The sequence below is a fragment of the Crocosphaera sp. Alani8 genome (assembly GCF_038442745.1).
Lineage (GTDB): Bacteria > Cyanobacteriota > Cyanobacteriia > Cyanobacteriales > Microcystaceae > Crocosphaera.
The window spans coordinates 1-2,101 of sequence record NZ_JARVCN010000469.1; the positions used below are offsets into that span (position 1 = coordinate 1).

A 2,101-nucleotide genomic window follows, 5' to 3' on the forward strand; every position below is an offset into this window, starting at 1 on the left:
GTTAGTCTAATTTGATATGTAAAGTTTTCTAAAGACATTCAACATTTCTGGAATTTGTGTGCTTGGGGATTGCCTTGAATCTTCTCTATCTACAAATGGATGAATTATGGTCTTATTTGAAAAAGAAGAAAAAGCAACTTTGGGTCTTTATTACATTAGAAGCCAATAACAAGTTTTGGGTTAATTTTGAGTTAGGCTCAAGGACAAATCATACAGCAAATCGTTTAGTCAAGGGCTGGAAAGCTTGGTGGAAAAGGACAAAAGGAAAAGTTTTAAAAATAACGACAGACAAATTAGCTGCTTACAAAAATGCGTTAGAAAAGCAACTAGATGAATCAGATTATGTCTATTTACAAATTGTCAAAAAAAGATTTAAAAGGAGGTTGAAGACTGTTAAGAAATGTTGGGTAAAAGGGACAGAAGAAGATTTCCCTCTGGGGACTCAAAATACCTCTTATATTGAAAGGTTGAATTTAACATTAAGACAAAGAATTTCTTATCTACATAGAAAAACTCTCGGTTACTGTAAAAATAAAAACAACTTAGAGCGCAGTCTTTGGCTGAACTTATTTGATTACAATTACTGTCAATTTCATCGCAGTTTACAAATTGACTTAACAGGAGAAAAAATCAAGTTCAAAAAAAGATATAAAGAAGTTACCCCAGGTATGAAAATGGGATTGACTACGGCTCAATTAAATTGGCGATATCTACTGGTAGTTCCTATTCCCAAAAATGGTTAATAGTGACACCTGCACTCCTTTGTAGGGACTACCGAAAAAAGATACGTAAAAATGACTTATTCAAGTAGTTTGACTGATCGAGAGTGGGAGATTATAGAGCCTTTATTACCCAAGAAAAAAAAACAAAACCTCCAACTTGGACAAAAAGAGAAATATTAGATGGGATCTTTTATCAACTTAAAAATGGTTGTAATTGGGGTGACTTACCCAAAGATTTTCCTCCTTACTCTACAGTTTATTGGCATTACAAACAGTGGAGAGTTGAAGGGGTAATCGAAGAAATAATGAAAATATTACATGGTCAACTTAGAGAGAAAATCAATAAAAAACCAGAATGGACAACATTAATACTTATTGATTCACAAGCTGTAAAAAATACTTGTAATGCAGGGAGTAAGTCAAGGGGGTTTTGTTTTTACAAAGCCACAAACGGGATTAAAAGACACTTAGCTGTAGATAGTTTAGGATTTCCTTCTTGGTGCGCGTTCCCTTGCTGAGGGAACCTCAGCGGGGTCGCATCCGCTTTTTTACTTACTGTACCAAAGCTAACATTTCTGATGACCAAGGATTAATAGAAATGTTAACTATTAACATTGATTATTTTAAGTTGAAACCAGGTGAATTGCCCAAAACAACTATCTTAATCGATAACGGTTATCATCCTCAGAAAATCCAAGAAGAGTTAGAAAAAATCTATCCAGAAATCATGAAAAAAATTCAATTTGAACTTTCTGCTAAACCTTCAAAAACGGAAAAAGAAAAACAAGGGAAAACAGGTTTTGTCCCTGTTAAGGTCAGATGGGTAATAGAAAGAAGTAATTCGAGTATGGAAAGATGTAAAAGTTTAGTTAAAAATTTTGAAAGAACTTTAGCTAATGCTAACACTAAGATTCATCTATGTTTTGTTAGGCTTATAATTAAAAGATTAGCAATTGCTTAGATATTAAATGGATTCGGAGATATTTTTAGGCTAAGCAAGAATTTTGTAATAGCAATTAAGTTAGAGATAGTTTGTTAAACTTTTCTCTTGTATATATTGTTGTCTATGCAAACATATAGCAATCAGGAATGAGGTGTGAGAAAATGAAAGAATAGTAAATCTAGACTAAAATGGAAGAATTAAATGGGTTTATCTCCTCAAATCCTGACCCCAGAGAGTTAAAACGAGCCATTGCTGTTAGGATGACATTGAGGGGCCACACACACCGGGAAATTATGGATATTTTACAAGTTTGTTCCGGTTTCATTAGTAAATGGAAACAAGCATTTATTATTAATGGAATTGAGGGGATAAAACTTAGTTATCAGAAATGTTGAATGTTAGAAAAAAGCCTGGAAAAAATCTGTTTAAAATGATA

3 protein-coding genes and 1 pseudogene are annotated in these 2,101 nt (G+C 33.0%); all 4 read left to right on the forward strand.

Annotated features, from left to right (window positions below; genetic code table 11):
• The first annotated feature begins 62 nt into the window (after positions 1–62).
• A complete protein-coding gene (locus P9B04_RS23215) occupies positions 63–743 on the forward strand; it encodes an IS1 family transposase (protein WP_342057331.1) in 681 nt (226 codons plus the stop codon).
• Between the two features lie 83 nt (positions 744–826).
• Positions 827–1,240, forward strand: coding sequence for a transposase (locus tag P9B04_RS23220; protein ID WP_342057332.1), 414 nt, complete (start codon positions 827–829; stop codon positions 1,238–1,240).
• Positions 1,222–1,683, forward strand: a complete 462-nt coding sequence (locus P9B04_RS23225) for a transposase (protein WP_342057333.1) — start codon at positions 1,222–1,224, stop codon at positions 1,681–1,683. The genes P9B04_RS23220 and P9B04_RS23225 overlap by 19 nt, the downstream gene beginning before the upstream one ends.
• Before the next feature lie 170 nt (positions 1,684–1,853).
• Positions 1,854–2,051: pseudogene (locus P9B04_RS23230) on the forward strand (helix-turn-helix domain-containing protein); the annotation flags it as partial.
• Positions 2,052–2,101 lie beyond the last annotated feature (50 nt).